The organism is Williamsia sp. M5A3_1d, assembly GCF_053345315.1.
Genome location: NZ_JBKEZX010000004.1, coordinates 272,252 through 298,816 on the forward strand (window position 1 = coordinate 272,252; position 26,565 = coordinate 298,816).

21 protein-coding genes are annotated in these 26,565 nt (G+C 70.2%); 10 read left to right on the forward strand and 11 right to left on the reverse strand.

Annotation, left to right across the window (positions count from 1 at the left end):
• Positions 1-88: 88 nt before the first annotated feature.
• On the reverse strand, positions 89-1,063 hold the full coding sequence (locus ACLBW1_RS18190; protein ID WP_447813212.1) for a 1-phosphofructokinase family hexose kinase: 975 nt from the start codon (positions 1,061-1,063) through the stop codon (positions 89-91).
• Positions 1,060-1,827: a DeoR/GlpR family DNA-binding transcription regulator gene (locus ACLBW1_RS18195; protein ID WP_447813213.1), complete on the reverse strand. Its 768-nt coding sequence runs from the start codon at positions 1,825-1,827 to the stop codon at positions 1,060-1,062. Before ACLBW1_RS18195 ends, ACLBW1_RS18190 begins: the two co-directional genes overlap by 4 nt.
• A 239-nt stretch (positions 1,828-2,066) precedes the next feature.
• Here ACLBW1_RS18195 and ACLBW1_RS18200 point away from each other — a divergent pair, with 239 nt between their 5' ends.
• Positions 2,067-3,764, forward strand: coding sequence for a phosphoenolpyruvate--protein phosphotransferase (locus tag ACLBW1_RS18200; protein WP_447813214.1), 1,698 nt, complete (start codon positions 2,067-2,069; stop codon positions 3,762-3,764).
• Positions 3,765-3,799: 35 nt separating this feature from the next.
• On the opposite strand, the gene ACLBW1_RS18205 is transcribed toward ACLBW1_RS18200, so the two are convergent.
• Together ACLBW1_RS18205 and lexA are read right to left on the reverse strand one after the other, a co-directional pair.
• Positions 3,800-4,663, reverse strand: coding sequence for an SDR family NAD(P)-dependent oxidoreductase (locus ACLBW1_RS18205; protein ID WP_447813215.1), 864 nt, complete (start codon positions 4,661-4,663; stop codon positions 3,800-3,802).
• A gap of 85 nt (positions 4,664-4,748) precedes the next feature.
• Positions 4,749-5,429: a transcriptional repressor LexA gene (lexA, locus tag ACLBW1_RS18210; RefSeq protein ID WP_045822532.1), complete on the reverse strand. Its 681-nt coding sequence runs from the start codon at positions 5,427-5,429 to the stop codon at positions 4,749-4,751.
• A 202-nt stretch (positions 5,430-5,631) separates the two neighbouring features.
• On the opposite strand from lexA, the gene ACLBW1_RS18215 reads away from it, so the two are divergent.
• Both ACLBW1_RS18215 and nrdR read left to right on the forward strand, forming a co-directional pair.
• Complete coding sequence (locus tag ACLBW1_RS18215) at positions 5,632-6,114, forward strand: LysM peptidoglycan-binding domain-containing protein (RefSeq protein ID WP_447813216.1); 483 nt, start codon at positions 5,632-5,634, stop codon at positions 6,112-6,114.
• Between the two features lie 123 nt (positions 6,115-6,237).
• Positions 6,238-6,738, forward strand: coding sequence for a transcriptional regulator NrdR (gene nrdR, locus ACLBW1_RS18220; RefSeq protein WP_447813217.1), 501 nt, complete (start codon positions 6,238-6,240; stop codon positions 6,736-6,738).
• Here nrdR and hrpA read toward each other — a convergent pair.
• Positions 6,676-10,698, reverse strand: coding sequence for an ATP-dependent RNA helicase HrpA (hrpA, locus tag ACLBW1_RS18225; RefSeq protein WP_447813218.1), 4,023 nt, complete (start codon positions 10,696-10,698; stop codon positions 6,676-6,678). The genes nrdR and hrpA overlap by 63 nt on opposite strands.
• Positions 10,699-10,815: 117 nt before the next feature.
• Here hrpA and ACLBW1_RS18230 point away from each other — a divergent pair, with 117 nt between their 5' ends.
• Complete coding sequence (locus tag ACLBW1_RS18230) at positions 10,816-12,051, forward strand: aminotransferase family protein (protein ID WP_447813219.1); 1,236 nt, start codon at positions 10,816-10,818, stop codon at positions 12,049-12,051.
• 30 nt (positions 12,052-12,081) lie between these two features.
• Here ACLBW1_RS18230 and ACLBW1_RS18235 read toward each other — a convergent pair whose 3' ends face one another.
• The 4 genes from ACLBW1_RS18235 to ACLBW1_RS18250 form a co-directional block, all read right to left on the reverse strand.
• Positions 12,082-12,531 (reverse strand): MarR family winged helix-turn-helix transcriptional regulator, encoded by a 450-nt coding sequence (locus ACLBW1_RS18235; protein WP_447813220.1) that lies wholly within the window; start codon positions 12,529-12,531, stop codon positions 12,082-12,084.
• Complete coding sequence (locus tag ACLBW1_RS18240) at positions 12,528-13,154, reverse strand: DJ-1/PfpI family protein (protein WP_447813221.1); 627 nt, start codon at positions 13,152-13,154, stop codon at positions 12,528-12,530. Before ACLBW1_RS18240 ends, ACLBW1_RS18235 begins: the two co-directional genes overlap by 4 nt.
• Before the next feature lie 93 nt (positions 13,155-13,247).
• Complete coding sequence (locus ACLBW1_RS18245; protein WP_447813613.1) at positions 13,248-15,776, reverse strand: DEAD/DEAH box helicase; 2,529 nt, start codon at positions 15,774-15,776, stop codon at positions 13,248-13,250.
• Positions 15,776-16,804: a proteasome assembly chaperone family protein gene (locus ACLBW1_RS18250; RefSeq protein WP_447813222.1), complete on the reverse strand. Its 1,029-nt coding sequence runs from the start codon at positions 16,802-16,804 to the stop codon at positions 15,776-15,778. Before ACLBW1_RS18250 ends, ACLBW1_RS18245 begins: the two co-directional genes overlap by 1 nt.
• A 271-nt stretch (positions 16,805-17,075) precedes the next feature.
• On the opposite strand from ACLBW1_RS18250, the gene ACLBW1_RS18255 reads away from it, so the two are divergent.
• The 4 genes from ACLBW1_RS18255 (at position 17,076) to ACLBW1_RS18270 (ending at position 20,698) form a co-directional block, all read left to right on the forward strand.
• On the forward strand, positions 17,076-18,164 hold the full coding sequence (locus ACLBW1_RS18255; protein WP_447813223.1) for an S-(hydroxymethyl)mycothiol dehydrogenase: 1,089 nt from the start codon (positions 17,076-17,078) through the stop codon (positions 18,162-18,164).
• Positions 18,161-18,787 carry an MBL fold metallo-hydrolase gene (locus tag ACLBW1_RS18260; RefSeq protein ID WP_447813224.1) on the forward strand — a complete coding sequence of 209 codons (627 nt, stop codon included), beginning with the start codon at positions 18,161-18,163 and terminating at the stop codon, positions 18,785-18,787. Before ACLBW1_RS18255 ends, ACLBW1_RS18260 begins: the two co-directional genes overlap by 4 nt.
• A 56-nt stretch (positions 18,788-18,843) precedes the next feature.
• Positions 18,844-19,554, forward strand: coding sequence for a hypothetical protein (locus ACLBW1_RS18265; RefSeq protein ID WP_447813225.1), 711 nt, complete (start codon positions 18,844-18,846; stop codon positions 19,552-19,554).
• Positions 19,555-19,642: 88 nt separating this feature from the next.
• The gene (locus tag ACLBW1_RS18270) at positions 19,643-20,698 is read left to right on the forward strand and encodes a DUF4192 domain-containing protein (protein WP_447813226.1); all 1,056 of its coding nucleotides are present in this window, start codon (positions 19,643-19,645) and stop codon (positions 20,696-20,698) included.
• A gap of 5 nt (positions 20,699-20,703) precedes the next feature.
• Here ACLBW1_RS18270 and galE read toward each other — a convergent pair whose 3' ends face one another.
• On the reverse strand, positions 20,704-21,690 hold the full coding sequence (gene galE, locus ACLBW1_RS18275) for a UDP-glucose 4-epimerase GalE (protein ID WP_447813227.1): 987 nt from the start codon (positions 21,688-21,690) through the stop codon (positions 20,704-20,706).
• Positions 21,691-21,706: 16 nt separating this feature from the next.
• The gene (locus ACLBW1_RS18280) at positions 21,707-22,387 is read right to left on the reverse strand and encodes an iron dependent repressor, metal binding and dimerization domain protein (protein ID WP_447813228.1); all 681 of its coding nucleotides are present in this window, start codon (positions 22,385-22,387) and stop codon (positions 21,707-21,709) included.
• Between the two features lie 208 nt (positions 22,388-22,595).
• Here ACLBW1_RS18280 and ACLBW1_RS18285 point away from each other — a divergent pair, with 208 nt between their 5' ends.
• Complete coding sequence (locus ACLBW1_RS18285) at positions 22,596-23,795, forward strand: acetoin utilization protein AcuC (protein ID WP_447813614.1); 1,200 nt, start codon at positions 22,596-22,598, stop codon at positions 23,793-23,795.
• A complete protein-coding gene (locus ACLBW1_RS18290; protein WP_447813229.1) occupies positions 23,788-26,514 on the forward strand; it encodes a bifunctional acetate--CoA ligase family protein/GNAT family N-acetyltransferase in 2,727 nt (908 codons plus the stop codon). Before ACLBW1_RS18285 ends, ACLBW1_RS18290 begins: the two co-directional genes overlap by 8 nt.
• Positions 26,515-26,565: the final 51 nt, after the last annotated feature.

The following is a 26,565-nucleotide window of genomic DNA, read 5'->3' on the forward strand; positions in this document are numbered from 1 at the left end:
TCTCGGTGGGAGCCTCCACGGTGGAGGCTGGATCGTGTCGGGTTGGTCGAAGAGCGGGTCGTCGGGTCAGGGGAGCGGCGCGGAGGCCTCACACCGCGTGGGGTGTCGCCACCTCGCTCACGCGCACCGCGGACAGTGCGAGGTCGGTGGGCCGGGGTGGTTGTGTTCCGGCGAGTGCGGCCGCCGCCGATCCGTAGGCGACGGCGCGACGCAAAGCGTCGGCCGGGGCGGCGTCGTCGAGGGTCGCGAGCAGGTACCCGGCCAACGTCGCGTCACCGGCACCGACGGTGCTCACGGGGACCATCGGCGGAGGGGTGGCGCGCCAGGCGCCGGCTGCGGTCACCAACATCGCGCCGGCCGCTCCGAGGGTCGCGAGCACCGCGCACCCGGCGAGATCGTGTAGGGCTCGCGCAGCGTCGTGAGTGGGACCGAAATCGCCTGCATCGGCGGCCGCTTCGAGCGTGGTGAGGTCGGCGCCGGTGATCTCGCACAGTTCCTCGCTGTTGGGCTTGAGCAGATCCACCGACACCGCGGGCATGGCTGCGCGCACCGCGGTCAACGGGGCGCCGGAGGTGTCCACCGCGACCCGACAGGACAGCGACGACAACCGGTCGGCGAGGTCGGCGTACCAGTCGACCGGCACTCCCGGCGGCAGCGATCCGCACAGTGCCACCCAGGTCGCGGTCGTGGCGGAATCGAGGACGAGGCGGGTCATCTCGGCGAGCTCGCCCGGCGACATCACGGCACCGGGCAGGTTGAGCTTGGTGGTGGTGCCATCGGGCTCGGTGATGGTCAGGTTGCTGCGGACGTCGACGGCGACGTCGACGGTGCGGTGGTCGAGACCCACGGAGTCGAGTCCCACCAGCAGGGGATCGCCGGCGCGTGCGGGCAGGATCGCGGTCGTGGTCGCGCCCGCCATCTGCACGGCGCGGGAGACGTTCACACCCTTGCCGCCCGGTTCGACACGCGCATCGGCGGCGCGGGTGACCGATCCGCGGACCAGGGCACCGGGGAGCACGATGGTGCGATCGACGCTGGGGTTGGCGGTGACGGTGACGATCATGCGATCACGACCTCGACGCCGCGCGCGGAGAGCTCCGCGGAGAACCCCGGGTTGATGCCGTCGTCGGTGATGAGGACGTCGATGTCGTCGAGGCCGGCGAACCGGGTCATGTCCTCGGCGCCGAGTTTGGACGAATCCGCGAGTACGACGACACGGTTGGCGGCAGCGATCATCGCCGACTTCACCGCACCCTCGTCGGGATCGGGGGTCGACAGCCCGTGTCGTTCGGTGATGCCGTTGGTGCCGATGAAGGCGACGTCGACGCGGTACGAGGCGAGCGCGGTGATGGGCGCGGGACCGACCGCGGCCTGGGTGAGCCCGCGGATGCGTCCGCCGAGGAAGTGCAGCTGCGCGCCCGGGTGGTCGGCGACCGACGCCGCGACGGGCAGCGAGTTGGTGAACACCGTCAGGCTGCGGTCGCGTGGCAGCCGGGCGGCGGCCTGCACGGTGGTGGTGCCGGCGTCGATCACGAGGCTGCCGCCGTCGGACGGCACGAAACGGCACGCAGCGGTGCCGATGCGCTCCTTCTCGTCGGGATGGGCGTCGGCGCGTTCGGCGACACCGAGCTCGGTGACCCGTACGGAGTCGACCGGGACGGCGCCGCCGTGCACGCGACGCAGGAACCCGGCCCGCTCGAGCGACGCGAGATCACGGCGCACGGTCTCGCTGGTGACATCGAATTCCTCGGCCAGCGCGGTCACCGACGCGCGACCGTGCGCGAGTACCTGGTCGGCGATGGCCTGCTGTCGCTCTTCGGCGTACACGCGTCCCCGTTTCGGTTGGAATGTGTGGCTTTGAATGTTGATATTGTTTTGTTTACGCCTGGATGTGTTGACAAGTCAAGCTTTTCTTGTAATTTGAGTCACACAGCAGCACCGCAATGACAATCACCTCGTCGAGGGTCCGGGTTCGGACGCCGCGGCGGATGATCGGCCGAGAAGCAACGATCGATAGGCACCCCATGGCTCCCCACGCGACAGCGAACGACCTCTCCCCGGTGGACGTGACCACGCCCACCGATCCCGCCGCCCCGACGGTCCTCACCGGGACGCCGGTGGTGTCCGGGGTGGCCTTCGCGCCGGTGATGTGGCCGGGCGAGCGTCCCGCCCTGCCGGGGCCGGGTACCCCACCGGCCGACGTCGAGGCGGAGTGCGCGCGATTCGTCGCCGCCGCGGCGGCCGTCGCCGATCGTCTGCGCGCACGTGCCTCCGCCGGGACCGGGGTGGCCTCGGAGGTCCTCTCGGCCACCGCCGCGCTCGCGCAGGACCGCGGCTGGATCTTCTCTGCGGAGAAGCTCATCCGGGCCGGATCGCCCGCGCCCAACGCCGCGGTCGACGCGACCGAGCAGTTCGTCGCCATGTTCACCAAGCTCGGCGGCCTCATGGCCGAGCGCGTGACCGATCTCCTCGACGTCCGCGACCGTGTGCTCGCAGAACTCGCGGGCGAGCCCGAACCCGGCCTGGCCCAGCCCGACCACGAGGTCATCCTCTTCGCCGACGATCTCGCCCCGGCCGACACCTCCGGGCTCGACCCCGCTCTCGTGCGGGGCCTGGCCACGCGCCTGGGCGGCCCCACCAGCCACACCGCGATCATCGCCCGTCAGTTGGGGATCCCGTGCGTCGTCGCGGTCGGTGCGCTCACCTCGGTGGCCGCCGGCACCCCGGTGATGCTCGACGGCGAGGCCGGCACCGTCACCGTCGGCCCCGACGCCGACACCGCTCGCAGCGCCGTCGCACGCTCCCGGGACGCGGCAGAACTGGTGTCGCGATGGAGCGGACCGGGACGCACCGCCGACGGGCTCGACGTGTCGATCCTCGCCAACGTCCAGGACGGTTCCTCCGCCCGCTCGGCCACCGACTTCCCGGTGCAGGGCATCGGACTCTTCCGCACCGAACTGGCCTTCCTCGACCGGGCGACGGAGCCCGACGCCGCCGAGCAGACCGCGCTCTACCGCGAGGTCATCGAGGCGTTCGTGCCCGCCGCGGGGGAGTCCGACGCCAAGATCGTGATCCGCACCCTCGACGCGGGCTCCGACAAACCACTGCTGTTCGCCGACAACGGAACCGAGGCCAACCCGGCCCTCGGCGTACGCGGTCTACGGGTCGCGTTCGGCAACCCGGGTCTGCTCGACCGGCAACTCGACGCCGTCGCGGCCGCCGCCGAGGCGACCGGTGCGGCACCGTGGGTGATGGCCCCGATGGTGGCGACGGCGACCGAGGCCCGCGACTTCGCCGCGAAGGTGCGTGCCCGGGGTCTCGTCGCCGGCGTGATGATCGAGATCCCCTCGGCTGCACTGCTCGCGCCGTCGATCCTCGCCGAGGTCGACTTCGTGTCGATCGGCACCAACGACCTCACGCAGTACACGATGGCGGCCGATCGCATGTCGGCCGAACTCGCCTACCTCACCGACCCGTGGCAGCCGGCCGTGCTCGCGCTCATCCACATGGTGGCCTCGGCGGGGTCGGCGGCCGGTAAACCGGTCGGGGTGTGCGGCGAGGCCGCCGCCGACCCACTGCTCGCCTGCGTGCTGGTGGGTATGGGCGTCACATCGTTGTCGAGCGCACCGGCGGCCGCCGCGGGTGTGGGTGCGGCGCTGGGTCAGGTGCGCACCGAACAGTGCCGGGCCGCGGCGCGGGCAGCGCTGGCGACCGCGGATCCCGCGGACGCACGCGTCGCCGCAGCGGCGGCCCTACACGACTGACCCGGCGACACGAGGACGGGGCCGATCGGCCGTCCTCACCGACGGCGGGCGCGGTCCTCCACCTCGCGCACGAGGCCGATCATCGTCGAATCCCGCTGCAACGCAGCATCGGAGAGCGGGTTGACGATCCCGCGTAGAGCGGCGACCGGGATCCATCGACGCGGCACCTGTATCCGCGGGGACCGCGACTCGATGCCGTCGGCGACCGCCAGTCCGACGCGACGGGGCTTGATGGGAGTCAGCAGGGGACGTGGGAACGCCCGCTTGATCAAAGCGGTGGCGAGTTCGTCCTTGCCGAAGGCGACATCGGCGATGGGGGTCGCGACCCACCCGGGATAGAGCACCCCTGCCGTCGCGCCGTGGGCCGCGAGCTCGCTGCGCAATGCGCGGCCGATCTGCTCGACGGCCGCCTTCGACGCCGCATAGGGCGCATTGACCATCCCGTTCAGGTACGCGTACGTCGACGACGTGATGAGGACGTGGCCCCGGGCATCGATGACGTGGGGCAGCGCCACCCGAACCGTGTTCCACACACCCATGAGGTTCACGCCGATCACGCGCTCGAACACGCCGTCCGCCACGCTGGCGACGGTGTCGGCCGAATCTCCGCTGGAGATACCGGCATTGGCGAACACGACGTCGATCCGACCCCACCGTGCCACGGCACGCTCGACGGCGTCCGAGAGATCAGCCGGGACCGTGACATCGGCTCGAAGCGCGAGGACACGATCGGGATCGAGCCCCAGCACCGCGTCGTCCACCGCGGCCTGGACCAGGTCGAGCGCGACCACACGGGCACCCCGACGATGCACCTCACGGACGACCTCACGCCCGATGCCACCTGCGGCGCCGGTCACGACGACCACCGCGCCGTCGAGGACCAATCGCTGTGCACCCATCACGTCTCCTGTCGTCCACCCCGATCGGGTGGTCAGTGTGACACGCGGCGTAGTCAGATGCGGTACGCGGGGTGACGAGGGTCGGTCAGAGGCGTCGCATGACGGTGACGACCTTGCCGAGGATCGCCGCCTCGTCACCCGGGATCGGATCGAACTGCGGGTTGTGCGGCATCAGCCAGACGTGGCCGTCGGTGCGCTTGAACGTCTTCACCGTGGCCTCGCCGTCGATCATGGCCGCCACGATGTCGCCGTTGTCGGCCACGTTCTGCTGGCGGACCACCACCCAGTCGCCGTCGCAGATGGCGGCGTCGATCATCGACTCGCCGACCACGCGCAGGAGGAACAATGCGCCGTCACCCACGAGTTCACGGGGCAGCGGGAACACCTCCTCGACCGCCTCCTCGGCGAGGATGGGCCCACCGGCGGCGATGCGACCGAGCACCGGGACGAAGGTGGGGGTCGGCAACGACAGGGCATCCGAGCCGCCGCCGTCACCGGGATCGGCGTCCTGCACGTTGACCGCCCGGGGTCGGTTCGCATCGCGCTTGAGGAAGCCCTTGCGTTCGAGGGTGCGGAGCTGGTGGGCGACCGACGACGTGGAGTTGAGGCCGACCGCGTCTCCGATCTCACGGATGCTCGGGGGATATCCGCGCTCGCGGACCGACGCACGGATGACCTCGAGGACCTTCGCCTGCCGAGGCGTCAGATCGGCCTCGCTGATCGGTCCATCGGCGAAGTCGGTGGTGGTGACGGTGGTGTCGGACACGGTGTCCCTCCTGTCGCGGCCCGCTCCCGACCGATCTGTTCGAACGGTTCGGACAACGCGCGGACCTGCTGTCACCTGGGACAGTAGTGCAGCAGATAACAACTTTCAAACATTTGTTCGACCGTGTCGGGACATTGTCGGAGGCGCGTGATACAAATCGAACACACGTTCATTCGAACGTCTGGTCGATGAGGAGCACGTCATGAATCAGACTCTCACGCGTCACAGCAGCACCACGGCACACCGGCCCGCCGACGCCACGGTCGAGCGCGCGCCGCGTCCGGCGCAGCGCCCCGTGCCCGTACGTCACCGCCCCGCGGGTCGGCCCGCCGCGGCCCGCCCGGCCGGTGTGGTCTGTGCCGACGGCCGTCGCCACGCACCGGTGTCCCGGCGGCCCGCACCCATCGGATGGGGAGCGGCCATCGTGGCCGGCATCGCGCTCGCGGTCGCCGTCTGGGCTGTGGTGCTCGGCGGATCGGCTGCCGCCGAGTCGTCGGCGGCTCCCGTCGCGGGTACCTCCGTGGTCCATGTCCGTGGCGGCGAGTCGTTGGGAGAGATCGCGGCGCGCGTCGCGCCGGACCGGGCGACGTCCGCGGTCGTCGCCGACATCAAGGAGCTCAACCACATGAGCGGATCGGCGTTGACCGCCGGCCAGCCGCTGCTCGCCCCGCTCTACCGGGACTGACCGGTGTGTGACGGCCGATCGGGGTCGGTATCCTCGCGACCGTGGGTCCACATCGGGCCCTGTGACGCCTCGAGGTCCACCCTCGACACGCGTCGCCCGCGGATCAGGTTCGAGGACACGGCGATGCACTGCCCCTTCTGCAAACACGAGGACACCCGGGTGGTCGACTCGCGTGTCGCCGACGAGGGGCAGGCCATCCGTCGTCGCCGTTCGTGCTCGAACTGCGGCCGCCGGTTCACCACCGTCGAGAGCGCGGTGCTCGCCGTCGTGAAACGCAACGGGGTCACCGAGCCGTTCAGCCGCGAGAAGGTGATGCTCGGAGTCCGCCGCGCCTGCCAGGGCCGCGCCGTCGACGAGGACCGGTTGCGCCTGCTGGCCCAGCAGGTCGAGGACGCCGTCCGCGCCTCCGGATCGGCCGAGATCCCCAGCAACGAGGTGGGTCTGGCCATCCTCGGTCCGTTGCGCGAACTCGACGAGGTCGCCTACCTGCGCTTCGCCTCGGTGTACCGGTCGTTCGAATCGGTCGACGACTTCCAGCGTGAGATCGACGACCTGAGGTCGTCACCGTCGCGCGCCGCCACCGCCTCCGTCGGCGCCTCGGGCGAGACCGTCGATCGCACGTAGGATCCGCTGCTCCGACACCGGGTAGGCGGGTCTGATCCGCTCGGCGAACAGTCCGATGCGCAATTCCTCCACCATCCAGTGGATCTGCTCCCCGAGCGTGACGCGCCGCGCCGGCGTCGCCCGTTCGACCACCTCGGCCCACCGGTCGAGGACGCGGTCGACCGACTCCATCGCCCGCGCATCGGTCGCGGCTGCGGCAGGAAGCCGGGCCAATCGCACCAGGATCGCGTCGAGATACACCGCGACACGCGTGCGGTGGTCGGCGTCGGTGGCGCTGATGAAACCGTCGAACACGAGGTCGTCGAGCTGGCGGGTGACATCGGCGACGGCCGTCGACGAACCGAGTCGATCGAACTCGGCGCGGATCGGTGCGACGCGCGTCAACACGTCGGCCGCCGTCGCCAGCGCGGCGCGGGCGACCGCCGGGGCGTCGCGGGCGACGGTGGCCCGCAACGCCGCGAAGGCCGCGGGGTCGCGCACCTGCGTGGTCGACCCAGTGAGATCGACGATGGCCGCGCGTGTGCAGTCGCGCAGCAGATCCTCGGTCGAGCGATAGGGGCTCTGCGACAACGCCAGGCGCGCCGCGACGGGCAACTGACCTGCGGCCGAGGGTTTCAGCGCGGGGATCGAGATCTCGAGCAGTCGTCGGATGGCGCGGTGGGTCGCCAGGTCGGCTTCTGCCGCGGTGGTCGCGACCGCCCGCACGACACCGCCGTCGACCACCAGCAGGCACGGATGGCTCGTGACCTGTTGACCGGCAACGGTTTCGACGACCGATGGAGCGATGGTGCCGATGGTGGCGGTCGTCCACTCGGTGATCGGCGGCGGCGTCGGGACAGCCGACGGGCCACCACGGGACGGTTGTGCGCCTCCCTTCGGCGCCGACGGTGCCGATCCCCCGATGGCGTCGCGCAGCTCGGCCAGCGATTCGGCTGTCGCGACCACCGATCCGTCGTCGGCGACCGCGGCGTAGGTCATGCGCAGATGGCGTGGCAGCGTGCTCGGGTCGAAATCGTTCGGCGACACCGCGACACCGGTCTGTCGACTCACCTCGCGAGCCAGGCCGACGGCGACCGGTTCGCTGCGCGGGGTCAGCGCCGCCATGGCCGCCGCGCCGACATCGGCCGCGGGACCGAGGCGGCGGCGCACCGACTTGGGCAGGCTGCGCACCATCGCCACGGCCAGTTCGGTGCGCAGGCCGGGGACCAACCAGTCGAAACCCGAGGGACGCACCCGCGGCAGCAACGCCAGCGGGATGTGGACGGTGACCCCGTCGCGCTCGGCGCCGGGGGAGAACTGGTAGGTCAGATCGAGGTGGGCCTCGCCCTGCTGCCACCGGTCGGGGAATTCCGTCGCCGACACCGCATCGGTGTCCGCGACGGTCTCGGGGGTGAGATCGAGCAGGTCGGGGTTCTCGCGCCGTGCGGACTTCCACCAGGTGTCGAAGTGTGCCGCCGACACGACCTCGCGGCCGATCCGTTGATCGTAGAAATCGAACAGTTGGTCGTCGTCGATCACCAGGTCGCCGCGGCGCGCGCGGTGCTCGAGGTCGCGGGCGTCCTCCAGCAGGGCCCGGTTGCGGTCGAAGAAGGGGTGCCGGGTGCGCCAGTCGCCCTCGACGAGTGCGTGCCGGATGAACAGATCCCGCGACGTCTCCGGATCGACGCGCCCGAACGGCACGGCGCGATGCGCGACCAGCGGGACGCCGTAGAGGGTGACCCGTTCGTACGCCATCGCCGACCCACGCTTCGACGACCAGTGCGGTTCGCTGTAGGAGCGTTTGACGAGCGGCCCGGCGATCTTCTCGGCCCATTCCGGCTCGATCCCCGCGACCGTGCGGGCGAACAGCCGCGAGGTCTCCACCACCTCACCGGCCATCACGAATCGGGGCGGTTTCTTGGCCAGTGGTGACCCCGGGAACACCACGAACCGGGTGCCGCGGGCGCCGAGGAACTCGCGGGTGTCACCGTCGCGGACGCCGATGTGTCCGAGGAGGCCGGCGAGCAACGACTGGTGCACGGCCGTGGGTGAAGCGTCGGAGGTGTTGGGTCTCCACCCCTTGTCGGCGGTGATGCGTTCGAGCTGACGTACCAGCTCCCTCCACTCCCGGATCCGCAGCCAGTGCAGGAACTCGCGTTCGCACCGTTTACGGAACTGGTTGTTCGACAGTTCCTCCCGCATCTGTTCGAGGTGCCGCCACAGCGAGAGGATCGAGAGGAAATCCGACCCCGCCACGGCGAATCGCGCATGGGACTCGTCTGCGGCCTGGCGCTTCTCGGTGGGACGCTCACGGACGTCGGGCAGCGACAGGGCCGCGACGATGACGAGCACCTCGGCCAACGCACCGTTCTCGTGCGCGGCGACCACCATCCGCGCCCACCGGGGATCGATGGGAAGGTCGGCGATGTCGCGACCGACCGGGGTCAGACCGCGGCGAGTGCCGGTGCCGTCGACTGCACCGAGCTCCTCGAGCAGGCCGATGCCGTCGCGGATCGACCGTGCGTCGGGAGCCTCGACGAACGGGAAATCGGTGATGTCACCGAGATTGAGCGCAGTCATCGTGAGGATGACCGATGCGAGGTTGGTGCGCAGGATCTCCGGTTCGGTGAACTCCGGACGATTCTCGAAGTCCTCCTCGGAGTACAGGCGGATACAGATGCCGTCGGCGACGCGCCCACATCGGCCTGCCCGCTGTCGCGCGCTGGCCTGGGAGACGGGTTCGATCGGTAGGCGTTGCACCTTGGTGCGCAGCGAGTAGCGGGAGATGCGCGCGGTACCCACGTCGACGACGTAGCGGATGCCGGGAACGGTGAGTGAGGTCTCGGCGACGTTGGTGGACAACACGATCCGGCGACGGTCAGAGGTGGTGAAGACCTTCTGCTGGTCGCCGGTCGACAGCCGCGAGAACAGCGGCAGGATGTCCACGCGGTCGTCGAGACGCCGTCGCAACGCATCGGCGGTGTCGCGGATCTCGCGTTCGGTGGCCAGGAACACGAGGATGTCGCCCGGACCGGCGCGGGTGAGCTCGCCGACGGCGGCCTCGATCGCGGCGATCTGATCGATGTCGTCGTGATCGTCGTCCTCGTCGGCGGCATCACGCGGTCGGTAGCGGATCTCGACCGGGTAGGTCCGGCCCGAGACCGAGATGACCGGGACGGGGTGCTCCGCAGTTGCGAAGTGCTCGGCGAAACGCCCGGGGTCGATGGTCGCCGAGGTGATCACGACCTTCAGGTCGGGTCGACGGGGCAGCAGTTGTTTGAGGAAGCCGAGGATGAAATCGATGTTGAGGCTGCGCTCGTGGGCCTCGTCGATGATGAGGGTGTCGTAGGCGAGCAGGAGCGGGTCGCGTCCGATCTCGCGCAGCAGGATGCCGTCGGTCATCACCTTCACGAGGGTGTCGGCGCCCGACCGGTCGTCGAATCGGACGGCGAACCCGACCGCGGCCCCCAACTCGGTGTCGGTCTCCTCCGCGATGCGCGTCGCGACCGCCCGCGCGGCGATCCGGCGCGGCTGGGTGTGCCCGATGGCGCCACGGACACCGCGCCCGAGGCCCAGACAGATCTTCGGCAGCTGGGTGGTCTTGCCCGAGCCGGTCTCGCCCGCGACGACGACGACCTGATGGGTGGCGATCGCGGCGGCGATCTCTTCGCGCGCGCCCGAAATCGGCAGCTCGTCGGGGTAGCGCAGCTCGGGAACGAGAGCGGCCCGGCGCGCCAGACGGCTGCGTGCGGCGTCGACGGAGCCGGACAGACGCTGACGGGAACGGTCGTCGCGGGCGCTCGCCACGCGTCGCCGTAAGCGGTGGGCGTCGACGATCGACACCTCGTTCTCGTCGATGACGACCGCTTCGGACGACACAGACGACTCGGTCGACGCATCGGGGCGAGGACCCCGGGGACCGGGTGGACGCCGACGTGGCGACCTGCTGTCGGTCGATCGGGCGCGAGGGGGTCGGGACATGATGACCCCCACGATATTCGTCTTCCGCGGTCGGACCTCGCCGCGTATGCGTGGAATGCGGCGGCAGTCCGGGACGTGGCCCCGCTGTGCCGACGGCCGACAGGCATGATGGGCGACATGACGTCGACGCTGTGGCACGGGTTCGCCGACATGGGGGCGGTCAGCTCCTCCGGTCCGTTCGCGATCGCGCGGGGTTCGGGGGTGCACATCTGGGACACCGACGACAACCGCTACATCGACTCGACCGCGGGGCTGTGGTTCACCAACGTCGGCCACGGACGCACCGAGATCGCCGACGCCGTCGCACGCCAACTCGGGACGCTCGCGCACTACTCCGGATTCGGTGACGTCGCGCCCGCGGTGACGATCGACCTCGCCGAACGGCTCGGGGCCATCGCGCCGATCGCGGGCAGCAAGGTCTTCTTCACCTCCGGCGGCAGCGACTCGTTCGACACCGCGGCGAAGCTCGCCCGTCGGTACTGGCACGAGATGGGTCGTCCGGACAAGAAGCTCATCATCGGGCGTACGAAGGCCTACCACGGCATGCACGTCGCCGGTACGGCGTTGTCGGGGCTGCCCCCGAACCGCGAGGGCTACGGCACCCTGATGGAGGATGCGGCCACCGTCGAGTGGGACGACGCCAAGAGCCTGCTCGGACTCATCGAACGCGTCGGGCCCGACTCGGTGGCCGCGTTCTTCTGCGAACCCGTGATCGGCGCCGGTGGCATCTACCCACCACCCGAGGGGTATCTGTCGGAGGTGCGCCAGATCTGCCGCGACCACGATGTGCTCTTCGTCGCCGACGAGGTCGTCACCGGTTTCGGGCGCATCGGTGGATCGTGGTTCGCCTCACAGCGTTTCGATCTGCAGCCCGACATGATGGCCACCGCGAAGGGGCTCACCTCGGGCTATGTGCCCATGGGCGCGGTGTTCGTGGCACCCCACATCGCGGAGCCGTTCTACTCCGGCGGTGTGTGGTGGCGCCACGGCTACACCTACGGCGGCCATGCCGGCGCAGCTGCGGCCGCGATGGCCAACCTCGACATCATCGAGCGCGAGGGCCTGCTCGACGAGGCGCGCAGGCTCGAGTCCGACCTGCACACCGCGCTGGAGCCTCTCGCGGGGCACGCGGTGGTGTCGGAGGTGCGCAGCGGTGTCGGGGCCGTGGCGGCGGTGCAGTTGGCCGACGCCGCACAGGGCCCGGCCGCGGTCACGGCGCTGCGCCGCCACGGGGTGAGCGGACGCGCGGCCGGTGCAGGGGCGCTGCAGATCTCGCCCGCGTTCGTCATGACCACCGAGCAGACCCACGAACTCGCCCACCGTATGTCCGACGGGCTCGACGAACTGCTCTGACGCCACCGGGGAAGGTCTCGGCCGATCAGGTCAGGCTCGACGGTCCTCGGTCGCGTCGAGGGCCGCCGACAAAGTGCGGAGCCCGTCGACGATCGACTGCCACCGCGCCACACCCAGCTCGTCGATGAGTCGCGCCGCGGCGTGGGCATGGGCGGGGGAGATGCGCGCCATCGCGGCCCGGCCCTCGGCGCTGGGGGTGACGAGTTTCGCGCGACGATGCGCCGGGTTCGGGAGGTACTCGATCAGGCCGTCGCGGGCCAGGAGATCGGCGGTGCGCTGCACGCTCTGCCGGGTGATCCCCATGTCGCGCGCGACCTGCGACACCGGCAGTGGCTCGTCGACCACCGCGCCGAGCACCTGCCATCGCGTGGCGGTCAGTCCGGCGGGTGCCGCGAGATCCTCGGCCAGGGAGAGGAACTGGCCGTTGAGGCGGAACGCCAGCAGAGCGGTGTCGCTCAGGAGTCGCTGGGGATGTGTCACGCGGGTGTCGCCATCAGGCGCGGGTAGGCCGACGGGTCGTGGTTCTCGTAGAGGTCGAACCACGCGTCGAGGGTCTCGGGTCGGTAGAGACCGAGCCGTCCGAGTACGGCCCGTGCGAAGTGTGTCGGCGCCGTGCCGCTCGCGGTGATCAGGTCGCCGTCGGTCACCGCGAGGTCGTCGACGTAGAACTCGGCGCCCCGGTATCCGGGTTGCGCGTCGAGGTACTCGGCGGCGTTGCTGGTGTGGGCGCGTCGGTCGAGGAGTCCGTGACGGGCGAGCGCGGAGGTCGCCCCGCAGATCGCGGCGACCGGTATGCCGGTGTCGAGGAACCGCTCGGCGAGCTGGGCCCACGGGTGACCGTAGCCGTCGGCGAAGAGTTCGGCGCCGGGCAGTATCAGTGCGGCCGTGGCGGATTCGTCGATGTCGGCGACGGTGATGTCGGGGACGACCCGCATCCCGCCCATGGTCCGCACGGGCGCGTCGGTGAGCCCCACGGTGACCACGGTGTACCGGTCGGGGTCGGTCTGGTGGGCGGGGGAGTTGATGTGCGCGGTGGCGAGTCCGAACTCCCAGTCGGCGAGCGTGTCGTAGACGGCGAGGAGGACGGGGCGGGGTGTGGTCATGAGGACTCCTGACGTGAACGGTGTTGACACCATGCTGTCATCATGACAGTGCGCTGTCAATCTCGTTCGCAAGAACTCGGTCCTTAGACCGGCTCAGCCCGCGATCACCTCGACGTCGCGGATCACCGGTTGGCCGTCGGACGCCGCTTCGTCGGAGCCGTCCGAGTCGGTGTCGGGCAGGTCGACGAGAGCGGTGATGGCCCACCCGTGATCGCCCTCGGGGTCATCGAGTGTCTGCCGTACGCGCCACGGTTGCTCCGAGGTGTCGAGGGTGAACAGATGCGGGCTCCGCGCATCGGGCCCCATCCCGACCTCGTCGTACTCGTCGAAGTAGTCGTCGAGGTCGTCACGCCACTCGACGTCGGGGTGCTTGCGGTACAGCGACACCAGGTCGCGACGCGCGAACGCCGACACCAGGGCGAACATGTGGTTGCGCACGCCGACCCGGACCGCGCGCAGGTTCGGCCCGGCCGTCGGCGGGGGACCCGTACGGTCGTCGCCGGCGTCGTCGGGGTGGGTCAGCTGCTCCCACTCGTCGATGAGGCTGGAGTCGACCCGCCGGACGAGGTCTCCGAGCCACTCGACGAGGTCGTCGAGTTCGGGGGTGTGCAGCGCGGTCGGCAGTCCGTGACGTGCCGATCGGTACACGTCGGTGAGGTATCGCAGCACCACGCCCTCGCTGCGCGCCAGTTTGTAGGCGCCCACGAAATCGGTGAAACCCATTGCGCTCTCCACCATCTCGCGCACGATCGACTTCGGCGCCGGCGGGGTGCCCGACACCCATGGGTGACCGCGCCGGTACATCTCGAAGGCGGCCTCGAGCATGTCGGCCAACGGCTTGGGATGATCGATCTCCTCGAGCAGCTCCATCCGCTCCTCGTATTCGATGCCGTCGGACTTCATCTCGGCGATGGCGACATCACGGGCGGCCGATCGCTGGGCACGCAGGACCTGCCGCGGATCCTCGACGATCGACTCGATCACCGACAGGGCGTCGAGCGCATATCCGGGGTCGGCGGGGTCGAGCAGTTCGAGCGCGGCGATGGCGAACGACGACAACGGATTCGACAGTGCGAAGTTGGCGGGCAGATCGGCGGTGAGCCGGACGGTCTTGCCGCCGGGGGTGTCCTCCGGCTCGGCGGTCCACGGATCGATGGGTTCGACCAGTCCGGCGGTGAGCAGTCCGCGGTAGATCTCGATGGCGCGCAGGATGTGTCGGCGCTGGCGCTCGCGCGGCTCATGGTTGCATTCGAGCAGGTGGCGCATCGCGGTGAAACAGTTGGCGGGACGGGCGATCACGTCGATCACCATCGACGTCGACACCCGGAAATGCGACCGCAGCGGCTCGGGCGGGGCGGCGATGAGCCGTTCGAAGGTGGGCTCGCCCCACGACACGAAGCCCTCGGGTGCCTTCTTGCGCTGGATCTTCTTGAGCTTCTTCGGGTCGTCACCCGCGCGGGCCGTCGCGCGGGCGTTCTCGACATCGTGTTCGGGCGCCTGGGCCACCACGTAACCGCGGTCGTCGTACCCCGCACGCCCTGCGCGGCCGACGATCTGGTGGAACTCGCGCGCCTGCAGGTGGCGAGTGCGGACGCCGTCGTATTTCGTCAGACCGGTCAGCAGCACCGTGCGGATGGGGACGTTGATGCCGACGCCGAGGGTGTCGGTTCCGGCGACGACCCGCAGCAGGCCCTGCTGTGCGAGTCGTTCCACGAGGCGCCGGTAGCGGGGCAGCATCCCGGCGTGGTGCACGCCGATCCCGGCCCGCACCAGTTTCGACAGCGTGGAACCGAAGCCGGCGGAGAAGCGGAAGTCGCCGATCTCGGCGGCGATCGCGTCGCGTTGCTCTCGGGTGATGATCTTCGCGCTGAGCAGGGCCTGCGCGCGCTCGACGGCCGACTGCTGGGTGAAGTGGACGACGTACACCGGTGCGCGGTCGGCGTCGATGAGTCGCTCGATGGTCTCGTGCACCGCGGTCAGGACATAGCTGTAGTCGAGGGGGACCGGTCGGGTGGTCCCGCTGATGTCGGCCGTCGGACGCCCGGTGCGCTCGGTGAGGTCCTCGACGAAGAAGCTCACGTCGCCCAACGTCGCCGACATGAGCAGGAACTGTGCGCGCGGCAGCTCGATCAGCGGCACCTGCCACGCCCAGCCACGCTCGGTGTCGCCGTAATAGTGGAACTCGTCCATCACCACGAGTCCGACGTCGGCGTCGGCGCCGGTGCGCAACGCGAGGTTCGCGAGCACCTCGGCGGTCGCACAGATGATCGGCGCACCGGGGTTCACCGTGGCGTCCCCGGTCATCATGCCGACCTTCTCGGCCCCGAACTGAGCGCAGAGATCGAAGAACTTCTCACTCACCAGAGCCTTGATCGGAGCGGTGTAGAAGGTGCGTTGCCCGCGTCCGAGCGCGAAGTACGCGGCGCCGGTGGCGACGAGCGACTTCCCCGAGCCGGTGGGGGTCGACAGGACCACGTTCGCGCCCGAGGCGAGCTCGATCAACGCCTCCTCCTGCGCGGGGTAGAACGAGATCCCGCGCGCGGAGACCCACTCACCGAGGGCGTCGAAGAGGTCGTCGGCGTCGGCGGACGCCGGGGTGGGGAGTGTGGCGGGTCCGGCGATCAGACACCGTCTCCGGTCGGGGGCGCGGAGTCCCCGCTGCTGTCGGTGTTCCCGCTGCTGTCGGGTCCGTCGTCGGGCAGCTCACGGCGGGCGCCGTCGGTGTCGACGTCATCCGACGCGGTCTGATCGGCCAGGAACGCCTCGAGCTCAGCACCCAGTTCGTCGCCGCTGGGCAGCGGCTCGTCGGCGGCGAGCAACGACGCCTTCTCGGTCTGCGAGGAGGTGAACGCGTCGTACTGCGTCTCCAACGCCGACACCACCGACTCGACCTCGGTGTTGCCCTCCACCTCGGAATCGATCTGTATCCGGACCTTCGCCGCGGCGTTCTCCAGGGCGGCGACCGGGAGATCGAGGCCGGTGACGGTGGCCAGCGACTCGATGAGCATGGCCGATGCGCCCGGGTACTGAGCCTGCGAGAGGTAGTGCGGCACGTGCACCGACAGACCGGCCGTGGGGTACCCGTGCTCGGCGAGGCGCAGCTCCACGAGCATCGACGCGCTCGCGGGGATCTTGAGCGGGCTGCCCCAGCGGGGCAGGTCGCCCAGCAGGGATGCGTCCGACCCGTGCGCGGTGATCGTCGACGGACGGGTGTGCGGGATCGCCATCGGGATGGCGTTGAGACCCACGACCGATGACACGTTGAAGTGGTCGCTCAGGCCGCGTACGGCCTCGACGAAGCGCTCCCAGCGCAGGTCGGGCTCGTTGCCGGCGAGCAGCAGGAACGGGCGCCCGGCGTTGTCGCGGATCGCGTGGATGGTCAGCTCGGGCATGTCGACGTCGGTGAACTCCTGGCCCGAGAACGTCATGGTGGGGCGACGCGAGCGGTAGTCGATCAGCTCGTCGGCCGAGAAGGTCGCGACCAGCTCGGACTCGAGGCTGTCCCGCAGGTGTTCCGCGGCGAGGGCGACAGCGTGACCGGCGTCGGCGAACCCCTCCATGGCGTGCACCAGCACCGGGCCCGTGCCCTCCTCGCCGGCCACGTGGGGCACGGGGAACTCGAGCTCGTACAGCGTGGACTTCTCGTCCATGGGTGTCCTCCTGTGATCACGATGACGAGGGCTCCACCCTCGCTCGCATGTGTCCATTGTCGCCCATCCCCGCGGTGGTCGTCACAAGCGTGCCGATCGGCGGGTGGGGGAGATGCCGGTGTCACCGATCTCAACGACCGGGACACCGCCGCCGATTCCCGTCCGCGGCGCGCGGGCGGGTGCGCCGGCGATCGCGTGTCGCCGATCACTCATGCCAAGATCGGCATGAGAGCACGAACACGACATCCATCGACGAAGGGTCAGACGTTCCATGCCACAGCAGGTGCGAGGGGTAGTCGCGAAGAGCAAGGGTGCACCGACCGAGGTCGTCACCATCACGCTGCCCGACCCGGGGCCCCGTGACGTCGTCGTCGCGATCGCGGCGTGCGGCGTGTGTCACACCGACCTCGCCTACCGCGAGGGCGGCATCAACGACGAATACCCGTTCCTCCTCGGTCACGAGGCCGCCGGCACCGTGGAGCAGATCGGCGACGAGGTCACCCACGTCGCCGTCGGCGACTACGTCGTCCTCAACTGGCGCGCGGTCTGCGGGCAGTGTCGCGCCTGTAAGCGTGGACGTCCCTGGTACTGCTTCGACACCCACAACGCCAGCGCCCCCATGACCCTCGAGGACGGCACCGAGCTCACACCCGCGCTGGGCATCGGTGCGTTCGCCGACAAGACCCTCGTCCACGAGGGCCAGTGCACCAAGGTCGACCCCGAGGCCGATCCCGCGGTCGCCGGACTCCTCGGGTGCGGCGTGATGGCCGGACTCGGCGCCGCGATGAACACCGGGCACGTCGAACGCGGCGACAGCGTGGCGGTGATCGGGTGCGGTGGCGTGGGCGACGCCGCCATCGCCGGCGCCCGCCTGGCCGGCGCGTCGACGATCATCGCCGTCGACCGCGACGCCCGCAAACTGGCGTGGGCCACCGATCTGGGGGCCACCCACACCATCGACGGGTCGGAGGTCGACGACGTCGTCGCCGCGATCCAGGAGCTCACCGACGGCAACGGCGCCGATGTCGTGATCGACGCCGTCGGGCGCCCCGAGACCTACGAGACCGCCTTCTACGCACGCGATCTCGCAGGCACCGTGGTCCTCGTCGGCGTACCCACCCCGGAGATGAGACTCGAACTGCCGCTGGTCGACTTCTTCTCCCGCGGCGGATCGCTGAAATCCTCCTGGTACGGCGACTGCCTGCCCGAGCGCGACTTCCCGATGCTCGTGGATCTCTACCGACAGGGACGTCTGCCGCTGGAGAAGTTCGTCTCCGAACGGATCTCGCTCGACGACATCGAATCGGCCTTCCACAAGATGGAGTCCGGCGACGTTCTGCGATCGGTGGTCGTGCTGTGACGCTGCGCATCGACCACGTCGTCACCTCCGGGAAATTCGAACTCGACGGCGGCAGTTGGGATGTCGACAACAACATCTGGATCGTCGGCGACGAGCACGAGGTCGTGATCATCGACGCGGCGCACACGGCCGAACCGATCATCGACGCCGTCGCGGGCCGCACCGTGCGGGCGATCGTGGCCACCCACGGCCACAACGACCACATCACCGCCGCCCCTGAGTTGTCGCGACGACTCGACGCGCCGGTGCTGTTGCACCCCGGCGACGACATGCTGTGGCGAGCCACCCATCCCGATGCCGACCACGGCGACATCGAGGACCGACAACGCATCCCGATCGCGGGTACCGAGCTGGTGCTCATCAACACCCCCGGGCACTCGCCGGGATCGTGCTGTCTCTACATGCCCGAGGCGGCGGTGCTCTTCAGCGGCGACACCTTGTTCTCGGGGGGTCCCGGCGCCACCGGACGCTCGTTCTCGAGTTTCCCGACGATCATCGAGTCGATCCGCGAGCGGATCTTCACCCTCGACCCGGGCACCGAGGTGCGCACCGGTCACGGTGACTCGACGTCGGTCGGCGAGGAGGCCCCGCACCTCGAGGAGTGGATCGCCCGGGGTAGCTGACCCCCGGGACGTGTCGGTCCGCGGGTGTGGCACGGCGAGGTGGCACAGTCGTCACGGTGACCGACCCGCGCACCGTCCGTGCACGCCGACCGCTCGGTGCCGTGGTGATCGGTGGCGTGACGGCGCTGTGCCTGGTGACCGGTTGCACCGCCGCGATCGACGGCACCCCGGTTGCGGCGTCCGGCGCTGCGGCGTCGGGTGCGGCGGGCGACATCGACCGCCTCGCGTTGTCGCCGTCGGACTTCCCGGCGAGTTATCCCGCGACCCGACTGCGCAGCGAGCAGGCCGGTGACGCACTCGCCGACCTCGCCGGCCGACCGCTCGGCGGCACGGTCGACCCCGAGACGTGTCTGCCGCCGCAGATCCCCTCGGGCGCAGGCGATTCCGTCGTCGTCACCGGGATGTCGACCACCGGGGGCAACCTCACCGTGGTGACCACGCGCGCGCAGACACCGCTGTCCCAGCTGTCGGACCTGGTGTCGAGGTGCGGGAGCTACACCGCCGACATCGGGGGCGTCACGTCCCGGGTCACCCAGGAGGCGCTGCCCCCGTCACCCGTCGACTCGCAGCAGTCCATCGCCTTCCGTCGCGTGTCGAGTTCAGGGCAGGCCCCGGTCACCCTCACCCAGACGACGACGGTCCTCGCCGCGCAGAACGACGGGATCCGGGTGTACGCGTCGTACCTGTCGTTTTCGGGCGCCCGCCCCGACGGCGCCGCACTCGACGCCGTCTTCACCGCGGCGGTGGAGCGTTCCCGCGGTCGATGACCTGTGGATCGGGACGAACTGTGCACAACCGTCCCTGATCGGGGGTCGAGCGGCCGAGGGTGTCGCCGTGCTGGGCCACCGTCGTCGCATGAGCATCGAACCCACCACCGTCACCCTCCACGATCCCGGCGACCTCATCGCAGCCGTCCCCGCGATGCTCGGGTTCATCCCGCAGCGCTCCCTGGTCCTCATCACCTTCGTCGACCCCGGATCGCGCGTCGGGGTGACCATGCGCCACGACATCGATCTCGATCCGTTCGGCGAACCGAGCGAGGCGATGTGTGCCGTCGTCGACCACCTCTGCGGAGTGTGCCTGCGCGAACGGGTGTCGGCGGTGTTCGCCATCGTCGTCGACGACCGCTTCCCCGGCGACGATCCGCGCTGGACCTCACTGTTCGACGTCATCGATCTCGGTCTCGCCGGTCTGGGGCTCGCCGCCGGTTTCGCCACCGACGAGATCGCCTCGGGCGCAAGGTGGTACACCGCATGGGGGCACCCCGATCACCATCTCGCGGGAGGCCGGCTCGCCGATCCACGGTTCACGCCGATGGCCGTGGCCCATGCCGTCACCACCGGACGGGTGATGGCCGGTTCCCGCACGGAGATGACCGCCGCCGTCGAACCCGGGGCGCACTGCGAGCGACGGATCTGTGCCGCCGATGCGACCGTGCCCGGGCCCACGCCCGACGACACCGCCCGGCTGCGCCTGGTACTCGCCGCAGTCGATTCCGGGCTCGGTTCCGATCCGCGGTGCGCCGACGTCGTCGCCCTCGACGACGCGATCCGGTCACTCCAGGTCCGCGACGCGCTGTTGGCCCTCGCCTCGAGCGACCGCGCCGACGACGCACAGCAGCTGTGGGCCGATCTCACCCGACGGTTGCGCGGTCGGGGCCGGGCGACGGCGGCGACACTGCTCGCCCACCTCCACTACGTCGACGGTGACGGCGCGATGGCCGGGATCGCACTCGACGCAGCACTGGCCGCCGATCCGGAGCACTCGTTCGCGAGACTGCTCGACGAGTCGCTACGCGCCGGGATCCGACCGGACGTGCTCGCCGAACTGTTGCCGACGAGTCACGACCTCGCACGCCGTCTCGGGGTCGCCCTGCCCCCGACACGCCATCAGATGCGGCGCGGCGCCTGATCGGATCAGGCGCCGGGCGCGGAATGCGCGCGGTCGCCGAGAGTGCGGGTGTACTCCCAGGCGTCGGCGACGATCGTCGGCAGTGCGGTGTTCGTGGGCGACCATCCGAGGTCGCTGATGGCCTTGTCGCTCGAGGCGATGAGCACCGCGGGGTCACCCGCGCGGCGTGGCGCCTCCTCGACCGGGATGTCGAGACCGGTGACGGCGGAACAGGTCTCGATGACCTGACGCACGGAGAAACCCGATCCGCTGCCGAGGTTGTAGATCTCGTGGCGCCCGGCGACGGCCGACTCGAGGGCCAGGGCATGTGCTCGCGCGAGGTCGTAGACGTGGATGTAGTCGCGGACCGCGGTTCCGTCGTCGGTGTGGTAGTCGGTACCGAAGATCTTCACCGACTCGCGGTGACCCAACGCGGCCTGCAGCACGATCGGGATGAGATGCGTCTCCACCCGCCGGTTCTCGCCGGCGCCGCCGTAGGCGCCCGCGACGTTGAAGTACCGCAGGCTCACCGCGGCCAGACCGTGTGCACCGGTGTAGGAGGTGATCGCGTGGTCGATCGCCAACTTCGTCGCGCCGTACGGGTTGGTCGGACGGGTCGGCGACGACTCCAGGATCGGGACCGACTCGGGCTCACCGTAGGTCGCGGCGGTCGAGGAGAACACCAGGCGCGGGGTCCCCGTGGTCCTGATCGCCTCGAGGAGGTCGAGCGACTCGACGACGTTGCCGTACCAGTACTTCTCGGGGTGTTCGACCGACTCGCCGACCAGCGACTGCGCCGCGAAATGCAGCACACCGTCGAACCGGGAACCCCCGAGGACATCGGCGGCGACGGCACTGACATCGCCCTCCACGAAGTCGGCGGCGTCGGGCACCGCGTCACGGTTGCCGGTGATGAGGTTGTCGACGACGGTCACCTCGTGACCGGCTTCGATCATCACCCGCGCGCAGACGCTGCCGACATAGCCGGCACCGCCGGTCACGAGCAGCTTCATGCGGTCACCGGTCGCGTCACACCTTCTCCACGTGGACCGAGTGCGCCATCTCCGACGACAGGCGCAGTCCACCGTGACCGGGGGTGTTGATGACGACCGCACCCTGCTCGCTGGTGACGGTCACACGCGCGTTCGGCACCACGCCGGCCTCGCGCAGCTTGCTGATGAGATCGCGGTCGTCCTGGGCATGCTCGGAGAGCCGTCGCACGATGACGGCGACCGGCTCACCCTCGGGCAGATCCGACAACCGTGTCGCGGCATCCACGGTGGCGCCCTCGACGCCGAGCTGATCGAGCCCGGGGATCGGGTTCCCGTACGGCGAGGTGGTGGGATGCTCGAGCACCTCGAGCAGACGACGCTCGACGTTCTCGCTCATCACGTGCTCCCAGCGGCACGCCTCGGCGTGGACCTCCTCCCAGGGCATCCCGATCACGTCGACGAGCAACCGCTCGGCCAGACGGTGCTTGCGCATGACCGCGATCGCCAACGAACGTCCCTGTTCGGTGAGTTCGAGCTGACGGTCTCCCGCGACACGCAGAAGGCCGTCACGCTCCATGCGGGCCACGGTCTGCGAGACCGTCGGTCCACTCTGCTCGAGACGCTCGGCGATCCGCGCCCGGAGGGGCACGATGCCCTCCTCCTCGAGGTCGTAGATGGTGCGCAGGTACATCTCGGTGGTGTCCACCAGATCGTTCACGGTGCCCATCCCTCCGCCACTCGGGGCATCATCGTCACATCGGACAGATTACCCGCATCCGGGTCACTCCATGCCGAGGAGACTCGCTCTAGCCTGGGGGCATGGCGGCGAACGGCTATCCGACGTGATCGGGACGGGTGCACGCACCGACACGCTCGTGGTCTGGACCGACGACTTCCTCGGCTATCGGTGGAGTCCGAGCCACCCCATGAACCCGATCCGGCTGGCGCTGACGATGTCGCTGGCCGACCACCTCGGCGTGCTCGAGGGTGTCGAGCCGATCGTCCCCGACGCGGCGTCGCAGGACATGCTCGCCACCGTCCACCGGGCCGAGTACATCGAGGCGGTCCGCGCTGCCGGGGCCGTCGCCTCGGGAGAACAGGTCCACGGGTACTCCGCGGCGGTCGGCGAACGGATCTTCGGGCTCGGCGGCGCCGACAACCCCGTGTTCCCCGCGATGCACGAGGCGGCATCCCTGCTCGTCGGCGGAACCGTCGCCGCAGCCGACGCCATCGCCCGCGGCGCCGCTCGCCGCGCGGTGAACATCGGCGGCGGCATGCACCACGCCATGCCGGCGCGCGCCTCGGGGTTCTGCATCTACAACGACTGCGCCGTCGCCATCCACCGACTGCTCGAGGCCGGCTTCGACCGCGTCGCCTACATCGACATCGACGCCCACCACGGCGACGGTGTCGAGCGCTGTTTCGCCGGTGACCCGCGGGTCCTGACGGTGTCGCTGCACCAGCACCCCACCACGTTGTTCCCCGGGACCGGGTACGCGAGCGATGTCGGTCAGGGCGACGGCACGGGCACCACATCGAATGTGCCGCTGCCGCCGGGGACTCCGGATCGGTTGTGGCTGCGTGCCTTCCACGCGATCGTGCCGAGTCTCGTCGCCGATTTCGGGCCGCAGATCATCGTCAGCCAGTGCGGGGTCGACAGTCATCGTGCCGATCCGCTCACCGACCTGGCCCTCACCATCGACGGGCAGCGCGCGGCGATCCACGCCATGCGCGACCTCGCCGACCGACACTGCGACGGCCGCTGGCTCGCGGTGGGCGGCGGAGGCTACGGCGTCGTCGACGTGGTGCCGCGCATCTGGACCCACCTCATCGCCGCGGCCCTCGACCGCGACATCGACCCGACGACGCCGACCGGTGAGACATGGCGCGCGTCCGCCCACGCGGCGGCGTCTGCGGTCCACGAGGACTTCGCGACCGATGTCTCGGCCGAGACCATGTCCGACGGCGGCGACACCGACTTCGACCGGTGGGAGGGCAACTGGGGTCAGGAACCCGCCGACGGGATCTCCGCCCACCTGCACTCGGCCACCGACGCCGCGATCCTCGCCAGTCGCCGCGCGGTGTTCCCTTTGCGCGGCCTCGACCCGGAGGATCCGCGTGACTGACCGAGGAGATGTGTCGCCGACCGACCCCGATGTGTCGCCGGCCGACGGTTCGTCCGGCACCGGGAACGGCCCGTGGGATTTCCCGCAGCACTGGACCGCCGACGTGCTGGCGTCAGACGGGGGAGCGGTGCACCTGCGACCGATCGTCCCCGACGACGCCGACCGAATCGTCGCCTTCCACGCCACGCTGTCCGAACGGACCCGGTACATGCGGTGGTTCGGCCCGTACCCGGAGATGTCGGCACGCGACGTCCGTCACGTCACCACCGTCGACCACCACGACCGGGTGGCCCTCGTGGCCCTGCTCGGTGGCCGGATCATCGCGATCGGGATCTACGAGAGCCTCCGTTTCGCGGGCCGACCGCGCGCCGCGGAGGTCGCGTTCGTCGTCGCCGACGATCATCAGGGCCGCGGACTGGGAACCGTGTTGCTCGAACACCTCGCCGGGGCGGCCGCCGAGAACGGGTTCGACCGCTTCGAGGCCGAGGTCCTCACCGAGAACCGCGCGATGCTGGCGGTGTTCCGCGACGCGGGATATCAACTCTCCCGCAGCTTCGACGGCTCGACGGTGCACGTCGAGTTCCGCATCGACCCGACCGACGCACTGCTCACCGTGCGCAACTCGCGCGAGGTGGGATCCGAGGCCCGCAGCGTCTCGAACCTTCTCGCGCCGAGTTCGGTCGCGATCATCGGCGCCTCGGCCGACCGACGCAAAGTCGGTAACGCCCTGCTGGCCAACGTGATCGAAGGCGGCTTCAACGGGCCGGTGTTCCCGGTGAACGCCGAGGCCCGCGCCGTGCGCGGCATCCGCGCCTACGCCTCGGTGCGCGACATCCCCGACCCGGTCGACCTCGCCGTGGTCGCGGTCCCCGCCGACACCGTCGGTGACGTCCTGCAGGACTGTCTGTCCAAGGGCGTGAAGACCATGGTCGTGGTCTCGGCCGGATTCGCCGAGTCCGGCGACGCCGGTGCGGTGGCCGAACGCACCCTGGTCCACGAGATCCGTGCGCACGGGATGCGGCTGGTGGGGCCGAACGCGTTGGGCGTCATCAACACCGACCCCGACATCGCCCTGAACGCGACCCTCGCGCCCCGCGTGCCCGGGCCCGGCCGAGTCGGGTTCTTCTGTCAGTCCGGCGCGCTGGGCATCGCGATCCTCGACGCCGCGGCTCGGCGACACCTCGGCCTCTCGACCTTCGTATCGGCCGGCAACCGCGCCGATCTCTCCGGCAACGATCTCCTGCAGTACTGGGACAGCGATCCGCGCACCGACGTGATCCTGCTCTACCTCGAGAGCTTCGGTAACCCGCGGAAGTTCTCGCGTCTCGCGCGCCGGGTGTCGCGCAACAAGCCGATCGTCGCGGTGAAGTCTGGTCGATCGGCGGTGTCTCCGTCGCAGGAGCGACGCGACTCCACCCTCGACGACGCCAGTGCGCGTGCGGTTCTCGAACAGTCCGGCGTCATCCAGGTCGACACGATCGCCGACCTCTTCGACTGCGCGACCGTATTGGCCTATCAGCCGCTGCCGCAGGGCCCCCGGGTGGCGGTCGTGGGGAACTCGACGGTGCTCGGGGTGCTGGCGGGCAGCGCGGGGGAGCGTTTCGGTCTGCGTGTGGTGCAGCAGATCGATCTCGGCGCCGGCGCCGGGGCGGGCGAGTTCGCCGCCGCGCTGCGACAGGTGGTGGCCGACGACGGGGTCGACGCCATCGTCGCGGTGTTCGTCCCCCCGGTCGCCGTGGGTGCCGACAGTTACGCACGGGCGCTCACCGACGCCACCGCCGGAAGCGCCAAGACCATCGTCTCGACGTTCCTCGCGGTCGAGGGCATCCCGGCCAACCTCACGGTGCGCGACGGTGACGGGACGCCCGTCCGCGGCTCCATCCCGTCCTATCCCGCGCCGGAGCGGGCGGCGACGGCGTTGGGGCAGGCGTGGCGCTACGCGCAGTGGCGTGCCCGTCCCGAGTCGCCCGTGGTCCGTCCGGCCGACGTCGATGCCGACGCCGCCCGCGAGGCGGTGCGCGATGTCGGCGACGACACCCGCAGGGACACCGTCGCCCTCGACGAACGGCGGTCGGCGCAGGTGTTGGCCGCCTACGGCATCGGGGTCACGGAATTCGTCCAGGTCGACGACGCCGACTCGGCGGCCGCAGCCGCCGACCGACTCGGTTACCCGGTCGCGGTGAAGGCGGTCTCGACAAAGTGGCGCGGCCGACTCGATGGCGAGGGTGCGCGACTCGACCTCTCGACGGCCGCGACGGTGCGCGCGGCGTTCGACGAGCTCGCCGAGGTCACCGGCGAACGCTTCCTGCAGGTCCAGCGCATGGCGGCTCGTGGGGTCGCCGCGATCATCAGGGTGCGCGACGACCCGTCGTTCGGTTCACTCATCTCGTTCGGACTGTCGGGCGCGACGTTCGACCTTCTCGGCGACCACGCCCATCGCGCGATCCCGCTGACCGAGGCCGACGCCTACGAACTCATCGCCGCGCCGCGATCGGCGCCGCTGCTCACCGGCTATCGGGGTCAGGCCGCGGTGGACCGCGATGCCCTCGCCGCCCTGCTCATCCGGGTGTCGACCCTCGTCGACGACCTTCCCGAGATCCGTGAGGTCGCCCTCGACCCGATCCTGTGCTCCGAGCACGGCGCCGAGGTCCTCTCCGGGCGGATACGAGTCGGCCCGGTACCCACCAGAGCGGATACCGGGCCCAGACGACTTGCTTGATCGCTCCGCGATCGGACGACTTGCTTGATCGCTCCGCGATCGGACGACTGG

Excerpts from the sequence above, each read along its gene's own strand:
- ACLBW1_RS18190 (WP_447813212.1), bottom strand. The coding sequence starts at position 1,063 with ATGATCGTCACCGTCACCGCCAACCCCAGCGTCGATCGCACCATCGTG.
- ACLBW1_RS18205 (WP_447813215.1), bottom strand. The coding sequence starts at position 4,663 with ATGGGTGCACAGCGATTGGTCCTCGACGGCGCGGTGGTCGTCGTGACC.
- ACLBW1_RS18215 (WP_447813216.1), top strand. The coding sequence starts at position 5,632 with ATGAATCAGACTCTCACGCGTCACAGCAGCACCACGGCACACCGGCCC.
- nrdR (WP_447813217.1), top strand. The coding sequence starts at position 6,238 with ATGCACTGCCCCTTCTGCAAACACGAGGACACCCGGGTGGTCGACTCG.
- hrpA (WP_447813218.1), bottom strand. The coding sequence starts at position 10,698 with ATGTCCCGACCCCCTCGCGCCCGATCGACCGACAGCAGGTCGCCACGT.
- ACLBW1_RS18230 (WP_447813219.1), top strand. The coding sequence starts at position 10,816 with ATGACGTCGACGCTGTGGCACGGGTTCGCCGACATGGGGGCGGTCAGC.
- ACLBW1_RS18240 (WP_447813221.1), bottom strand. The coding sequence starts at position 13,154 with ATGACCACACCCCGCCCCGTCCTCCTCGCCGTCTACGACACGCTCGCC.
- ACLBW1_RS18250 (WP_447813222.1), bottom strand. The coding sequence starts at position 16,804 with ATGGACGAGAAGTCCACGCTGTACGAGCTCGAGTTCCCCGTGCCCCAC.
- ACLBW1_RS18255 (WP_447813223.1), top strand. The coding sequence starts at position 17,076 with ATGCCACAGCAGGTGCGAGGGGTAGTCGCGAAGAGCAAGGGTGCACCG.
- ACLBW1_RS18270 (WP_447813226.1), top strand. The coding sequence starts at position 19,643 with ATGAGCATCGAACCCACCACCGTCACCCTCCACGATCCCGGCGACCTC.
- galE (WP_447813227.1), bottom strand. The coding sequence starts at position 21,690 with ATGAAGCTGCTCGTGACCGGCGGTGCCGGCTATGTCGGCAGCGTCTGC.
- ACLBW1_RS18285 (WP_447813614.1), top strand. The coding sequence starts at position 22,596 with ATGAACCCGATCCGGCTGGCGCTGACGATGTCGCTGGCCGACCACCTC.